General features: G+C 37.7%; 6 protein-coding genes and 1 pseudogene. 5 read left to right on the forward strand and 2 right to left on the reverse strand.

The genetic code is table 11. The annotated features are described in order from the left end of the window. Positions 1-20: 20 nt before the first annotated feature. Positions 21-1,007, reverse strand: coding sequence for a glycosyltransferase family 2 protein (locus tag LX87_RS22245; protein WP_111630459.1), 987 nt, complete (start codon positions 1,005-1,007; stop codon positions 21-23). Positions 1,008-1,920: 913 nt separating this feature from the next. Between LX87_RS22245 and LX87_RS29395 the strand changes: the two genes are divergently transcribed. The 4 genes from LX87_RS29395 (at position 1,921) to LX87_RS22265 (ending at position 5,350) form a co-directional block, all read left to right on the forward strand. Then, a complete protein-coding gene (locus tag LX87_RS29395) occupies positions 1,921-2,418 on the forward strand; it encodes a sugar transferase (RefSeq protein ID WP_170139419.1) in 498 nt (165 codons plus the stop codon). A gap of 113 nt (positions 2,419-2,531) precedes the next feature. Beyond that, positions 2,532-3,779: a GumC family protein gene (locus tag LX87_RS22255; protein ID WP_111630461.1), complete on the forward strand. Its 1,248-nt coding sequence runs from the start codon at positions 2,532-2,534 to the stop codon at positions 3,777-3,779. 218 nt (positions 3,780-3,997) lie between these two features. Beyond that, positions 3,998-4,969: an NAD-dependent epimerase/dehydratase family protein gene (locus LX87_RS22260; RefSeq protein ID WP_111630462.1), complete on the forward strand. Its 972-nt coding sequence runs from the start codon at positions 3,998-4,000 to the stop codon at positions 4,967-4,969. A 93-nt stretch (positions 4,970-5,062) separates the two neighbouring features. Continuing rightward, positions 5,063-5,350 (forward strand): cupin domain-containing protein, encoded by a 288-nt coding sequence (locus LX87_RS22265; RefSeq protein ID WP_170139420.1) that lies wholly within the window; start codon positions 5,063-5,065, stop codon positions 5,348-5,350. A 92-nt stretch (positions 5,351-5,442) separates the two neighbouring features. Here LX87_RS22265 and LX87_RS22270 read toward each other — a convergent pair whose 3' ends face one another. Continuing rightward, positions 5,443-7,230, reverse strand: a complete 1,788-nt coding sequence (locus LX87_RS22270; RefSeq protein ID WP_111630464.1) for a T9SS type A sorting domain-containing protein — start codon at positions 7,228-7,230, stop codon at positions 5,443-5,445. A 26-nt stretch (positions 7,231-7,256) separates the two neighbouring features. On the opposite strand from LX87_RS22270, the pseudogene tnpA reads away from it, so the two are divergent. Beyond that, positions 7,257-7,517: pseudogene (gene tnpA / locus LX87_RS22275) on the forward strand (IS66 family insertion sequence element accessory protein TnpA); the annotation flags it as partial. Positions 7,518-7,535 lie beyond the last annotated feature (18 nt).

A 7,535-nucleotide genomic window follows, 5' to 3' on the forward strand; every position in this document is an offset into this window, starting at 1 on the left:
CTTTTTAGGACTTTGGGACGCTACACTTTATAGAAACCCTTCTGATTGAAGAGTGTTTTCCAGAAAAACCGTAGAAAGATGCCAACGTGCCGCGCAAACTCCCGTTGGTTTTCCAACTCGGCAAACGGGTTCCGGAATTTAAGCAGGTTAACGCCGATTTTCCAGCCAAATATGACCGGCACCAGGGCTATATAATGTAGAATCAGCACCAGATAAGCGCCTACGCCGTACTGTTTCCGCACCCAGAGCAGGTTGGAAACGTGCATCTGCGGTTTGAAACGGTTGATATGCGTTACTTTATGTTCCTGATAATCGGTACTGCTGCCGTATTCTAAGTGAATGTAGAAGGCATCGCGCAGGAGCAGCATCTTGCCCTGTTTCCCCAGCCGCCAGCACCATTCGACGTCTTCGGCGTACATAAAGAAATTTTCGTCCAGTCCTCCGGCTTTCCGGATTGTTTCCCGGCGGGTCATGATGAAGGAGCCAATCAACCAGTCCACCTGATTCGGGTCGGCGTACTGATTGTCGGGGAGCCAGCGGTGCAGCAGCCGTTTAAAGAAGCCCGAACCCGGCAAAATGTAGAAGTACCGGCGGAGTTGCGAAAAACCGCTGTAAGCTTCGGTATGCACTTTTCCATCCCGCGTAATCTGCATCGGTCCGACGGCGGCCACTTCCGGGCGGCTGTCGAGCAGGTCGGCACACCGTTTCAGGACGTTATCAATTAATAAGGTGTCAGAGTTCAGCAGCAGCACCAGCCGACCCGTCGATTCCTGGATACCCCGGTTGTTGGCCCGCGAAAAACCGGAGTTGTAGCCCATCTCGATCCAGCGTGTGGTCGGAAACGCGTCGAGCACCAATGCCCGGCCACTGGGGTCCGGATCGTTGTTGACCACGAGCACTTCGTACGTCAGCCCGGATGTATGTTTTTCAACTGAGCGGAGGCAGTCGATAATGAGAAGAGGTGTTTTATAATTGACCAGGATGATCGATACGTCGGGATTTTGCATAGGCTGCAAAAATACGAATAAGCCGCCAGTCTGGACAGGGTATTAGGGAAGAGGGTGAAATTGTAGGCGAGTAAAAGGTGATCTTACGTCCATATTTTGGCAAAGCATACTAAAAGCCGTCTTCCCCGGCGTCGAGAGGATTCTTGTTTGTATTGTCTTTCTTTCTGTGCCGGGTAATCGACTCGATATAGGGCTTCACATTTGTGTAATTAGCCCGTGAGTAGATTGTCAAGAGAAAGCAAATACACTGATCGATAAATGGCTGAGATTTAGAAGAATTCGCCGGTAACTAAGTTAACAGAGAAAGGTTTAAAAAAAGTATATTTTTTTTGTGTCTAACAATTGGTGACATTGCCAGACAGGTAGGTGTCAGTTGCCATCCTAGTTATAAAATTAAAACATACGTTCATATAATTATAATTCAGGTTTTTTGCGACCTTGAGGGTTACTTGAGCTTTTCCAAGGATACGTAGGAGATTATTGTTAAAGTATAAAGCGTCCACTAGAATATTACTTATGTAGTCTGATAACTGGCGGTTTTCAGAGGAGTATCCACTAGGTCAGAATTTAATTCGCTTTTTATTGAATTATTATATATTAATTTTGGTGTTAAGGATATATAGCAAAATATAACGTGTGGTTGACCCCTAGGTGCTAGAACATTAGAATGGATACTGGCAATTATATAAAACAATGTCCACCTTTCAGGTGGAAGGCGTGATGAGTATAAATACTCAGAGAATGTATTTGCCTTTAAGTTCTTAACGTTTTATTATAGTAAAGCTATCCAGGATAGAAGTTCCTTTTTTGATGAATACATATTAAGCGTAAAATATATTTCTCTGTCAATATCAAATAATCGAGTATGGTAGCCTCTACCGACTTAAAGCATGTATATACTAGTATAAAAAGCATGTATGCTGATATACTACTAGCTGCTCTTGTTATCTTACTGCTTCTCATTTGGTCAATCCCTTTAGTTGGACTGGTTATTAAATTAATGTCACTTGGCCATGTTCTTTCTATTCAAAGGTGTACCAAGCGGCCTAATCGTGCTTTTCGTCGCCTAAAGTCTCAGATAATGAAGCATGATGGCAGAACCATGTCAATTAGGAAGTTCCTATGGGAAAATAGCTTAGACGAGTTACCCCAACTCCTGAACGTTTTGCCGAATGATATGAGTGAGGATGCGGACCATCCCCGTGCAGTAGATAAGGTATATTGGTCTGCAATACCATATTATGTCAGCTGGTACGCGGTTCGCTCAGGAATCACCGGATTACCCCAATTCTGCAGGGCACATGGATTTGCTGAAACCACGCAGGAAATGGTGTGGCGGGTCCGGTATAATCTTTACTACATCCAAAGTCACTCTTTACTTTTTTCTGGATTTTCTGGTGGACGGCTATGACCGTCTTTCGGGATAGTAGGAATATATGGTGAAAAGTAGAATTTCGGATACGTATATGCATATCCGTTAGATCGGTTGCGGTTTATATTGTAAAATTGCTGAAAATAAATTCGATGAATAGCTATACTATAAATCAAAAGCCTAGAGAGAGCCTTAATTCTCAAGAGAACAATAATATAATTGTATTTCTATGGGTTAAGTACTTTCCTTACTGGCCTATATTCATAGTGTTAATTATACTGGCAATAAGTGGGGTATGGCTTTATTTACGGTTTAAGTTACCTGTATACGAGTCCACTGCAACACTGTTAATCAATGATGAAAAAAAAGGAATCGAAGGTTCTAAAATGATGGAAAGTTTAAATCCGCTTTCCAGTAAAAAAATAATCGAAAATGAAATTGAGGTTATTAAATCAAGAGCTTTAATTAAACAAGTTATTATTGATTTAGGGCTATACGCGCCAATATATAAGGAGGCTATTTGGAAAGATATTTCAGCTTATTCAATATCGCCAATAAAAATAGAAGTACGACATCCAGATGCACTGATAGAAGTAAAAAAGGTTAATTTTAGATATAATAGCGCAGAGGGAACAGTCCATTTTAATGGCAATAATTATGCATTAGATAAATGGATTACAACGCCATGGGGCGAGTTTAGAGTTACAAGTAATAATAAACATAATCATAATGGGGTATTTTACTTTGCTCTGATTAATCCGAAAAGAATAGTTAATATTCTAAATAAAAGTATAGATGTTGCGGCAGTAGGGAAATTGTCAAGTGTAGTAAATTTAAAGATAAGAGATGAAGACCCTAAACGTTCAGAGGATATACTAAATAAATTGATTGAAGCATATAGCAAGGCGGCAATAAATGATAAAAATTTATTAGCTAACAATGCATTAGTTTTTTTAAATGAGCGTTTAGAATCTGTTGCTAAGGACTTATCTAGTGTAGAGGAAAAAACAGAACGATACAGAGCCCGTTATGGTGCAATTGATATTAGCTCACAAGGGAAATTGCTGTTACAAAACCTAAGTATCAATGATCAAAAAATAAGCGATACAAATATAAAGCTAGCTGTTTTAGAGCAAGTTGAGCAATACATAATCTCAAGAAATATCCAAAATAGTTTTGTGCCTTCTACGATAGGTATAGACGATCCCGTTTTAACGGAATTACTAAATAAGCTTTATAATATAGAACTACAAAATGATAAGCTTAAGCTAACTACAGGAGAAAATAATCCAGATATGGTTTCTCTAAGCGATCAAATTAGGAAATTAAAATCTAATATTTTAGAAAATGTTCACAATCAGATAAAACGGTTTTTATGCCGGAAGCTATCGATAGTATAAGCCTGAGTGTAGTGCAAGCCGCAATAAGTAGATTACAAGCTATATCAAGCTCTAACGATTATATTTTAAATCCAACTAATTAACAATACTATTAATTAGTTATAAATAATACACTATTGCATGATGGCGATTTTAAATGATGTTTAATTAAGCACATTATGACATAGTACTAATAAAATAGCTAGAATATAATTTGTTAATTTAAAACTAGAAATAAGATGAGAACTGCAATTGTATGCGGAGCCGGTGGGTTTATTGGAGGACATTTAGTAGAAAGATTGAAACAAGAAGGATACTGGGTAAGGGGCGTAGATATTAAGGAACATGAGTATGGGAATAATAAGGCCGATGACTTTGTTGTTGGCGATCTCCGAGATATTACCATATGCCAAATGCTATTTGATCGTCAAATAGATGAGGTTTACCAGCTTGCTGCAGATATGGGTGGGGCCGGGTACTTGTTTACTGGCGATAACGATGCAGCTGTCATGCATAATTCTATATTAATTAATTTGAATATGCTGGAAACAAGTCGTCTAAAGAAGGTCAAGACTATTTTTTATTCTTCCTCAGCCTGTGTCTATCCAGAGCATAATCAAATGGATCCGGACAACCCAAAATGTGCGGAAGATACCGTTTACCCAGCTGCTCCTGACAGTGAATATGGATGGGAAAAATTATTTAGTGAAAGGCTTTATTTAACTTATTACAAGAATTACGGTATTAACGTACGAATTGGAAGGTTTCATAATATTTTTGGACCACTTGGTACATGGATAGGAGGTAAGGAAAAAGTGCCTGCAGCCGTATGCCGTAAAGTAGCTGAAGCAGAGGATGGTGGGGAAATTGAGATCTGGGGTGACGGAAAGCAAACTAGATCCTTTCTTTATGTAACTGAGTGTGTAGAAGCAGTCAGGCGATTAGTAAACAGTGAGTTTGTGGGACCGGTTAACATTGGTTCTGAAGAAATGCTATCAATAAATGATCTCGTCAAAATGGTAGCAGAAATCGCTGGAAAGAAGATTAGTATTAAACATATACCTGGACCGCTGGGTGTACGAGGGAGAAATTCAGATAACGCTTTAATCCGTGAAAGGCTAGACTGGGCTCCATCGAAACCACTTGCTGAAGGCTTAAAGAAAACGTATAAGTGGATTAATGCTAATGTGAATGAGCTACAAAATGTTTAATTAAGCGCTAATGTACAGCACACTAGGAAATTCATGGTGTCATATCTTAAGCTTAGTGATCTAAATCCTATCTCAACATCACATATAAGTGGTATGAAAAAAATACTACTATCAGGCCGTGATGATTTGACGAGAGTAACGCAGATAGGATGGGGTACTCTTTTGCCTACAGAAAAGATTCCACCTCATAGACATATGGATATGGATGAATTTTTTTTCTTTATAAAAGGAACAGGCAGTATGAAAGTTAATGGTCAGGACTTTATATTAACTGAAGGTGTTTTTATTAGCGTACCAGCGATAGCCTTGCATGAACTAGAATGTACAGGAGAGCCTTTAGAGTTTTTTTACTTTGGATTGCAGATTTATAAAGTCCATTAATTATCTTAAGGTTTACCCTTGTTAACTCATAATCCTGTATTTATAAGAAGAGATGGGAAATTTATATTTATTCAAATAATAAAATAATAATATTATTGTTTTATAATCTTAGCTTTGTACGAGTATAGATTTGTATTTAGCTCGATAATGTACAGGCCACTAGGGTATTTAGAGATATCTAACATGAAAAGCCTATTTGCATAAGTTTGTACTATTTTTTGCTCGAGTACTTGGCCCGTTGATATTAAAATCCTGGTGGATAGGGATTTATCTGATACCTCGTTAGGGAGTGTTATTGAAATAACTTTATTGGCAGGATTAGGAAAACTAGATAACCAATTATTTTTATAACCATCAGGTAAATTTGTTGGACTAGATATTTTACTAAGATTTGGACTCATTTGTGGGATTTGATAATCATCTTTAGCGTCCTCTTCTGTCGTATATTCTTTTAAGCTAAAAACTTCCCTTTTAACGATTCCATTATTAATTGAACTATCTGTATCAAAGTAACTGGCATTCGAATTCGAATGCCAGTTAAGTTTCATTATTTTTTTTATTAAGTTCCCTGAAGGCACAGAAGCCTTGTCAAGTGGATTAATGTTTAAACTTTTTAGAAGGATTATAGATGTCCACGGCTTTAAGGTAATATTACCTTGATAAATACTGTTTTCAATATCAATGTATATATTGTTATTTAAATTTACTATTTTATTGCTGTTAGATGCGTTATACTCAAATCGTATATAATCATCCGGATTGGTTAGTGCAAAGTCTGCTTCATGTAGCTGTAGATTGTCTACAAAAAAAGTACTATCGTCTTGACTTACGTCAAAGACTAAAAAAGCCTTATTTTCAGTAGCGGGAAAAGAAAAAGCAAACTCTTGTTCTGTTCTCACTTTACTAATATTACAATAATAACGTGGGCTTATATCATTATACGGAACATCATGCTTTCTGAGAAAAACCTGAAAATTTCTATTATTCTTTGTGCCTAAGAGGCTAAATTTGAGAATATACTTCTTTGTTACGCTAACTCCACCAATTTCCATTGTAATAATAGCTCTGCGATCTTTTATAGAAGCATTTTTATTGTTAAAGCTGACCATTAAGCTACCACCATCTAATTTCTCATCAGAATTCCACTTTATATCACAGTTGTTTGATGCAGACCAAGTTGACACATCATTAATGTTTTTTGAAAAAGTGCTATTTGAAAATTTATTCTTACCCGTAATTGTGACTTTATTATAAGGTGGAATCTTTATTGGGGTACTTTTAGAGTTAAAGTCGAAGTTGTATATACTCTTCCAATCATCGAGAGTGCACATAGTGTAAATACTTGAAGTTGCATCATTTGAGATTGTATTAATTATAAAGCGATCATCTATAGGGCGGCAATAATAGTTGTTATCAAAATTTCCAAATTGTCTAATATCGTCTATGTCTGAAAGGGCTTTTAATACCATTTGGCCTCTTTCTTTAGAAAAGAGCTTATTTTTGTAAATTGTATTGCCTTTCAATTTGTAATTTCCTCTCTTGTTGATCAAAAGCTGCGTGCCATTACTAAAAATAGTGTTATCCTTTAAATCAATTTCATGGGAATTTTGTAATAATAAACCGTTGCCATTACAAAAAGCTACTGTATTACCCCTAACTTCAACTGAACCTGTATTGTCATCCATATAGATTCCATGTGAGGGAAGTTCAGAAGGGTTTGAAGTGCCGCTACCCGCTCCAATTCCGTTAAGAATGATATTATCCAATATTTTAGAGCCTCTGCCTATAAGATGTAAATCATTGCCGGTCCAAGTGTATATTCCACCACCATTGTCCTGAACCCTTAAAAATGAGCCAGTGAAAAGTAGCGTAAAAAACATAACTTTCACTGTAATTGAAAAGGGGAATGAAAGCAAATCGATTTACCGAATCGCAGATTGTAGCGATCCTTAAACAACAGGATAGCGGTCAAACCGTCGCCCAGATTACCCGGGAGCATGGCATTAGTGAGGCCACGTTTTATAATTGGCGGGCCAAATACGGCGGCATGCAGGTTTCGGAAGTCAAGCGGCTTAAAGAGTTGGAAGAAGAGAATCGCCGGCTGAAGAAGATGTATGCCGAGCTGAGTCTGCAAAACGAAATTATTAAGGAGGTTCTGGGAAAAAAGTGGTGAGGCCTGCTGAGC

Source organism: Larkinella arboricola (genome assembly GCF_003259745.1).
Classification (GTDB): Bacteria; Bacteroidota; Bacteroidia; order Cytophagales; family Spirosomataceae; genus Larkinella; species Larkinella arboricola.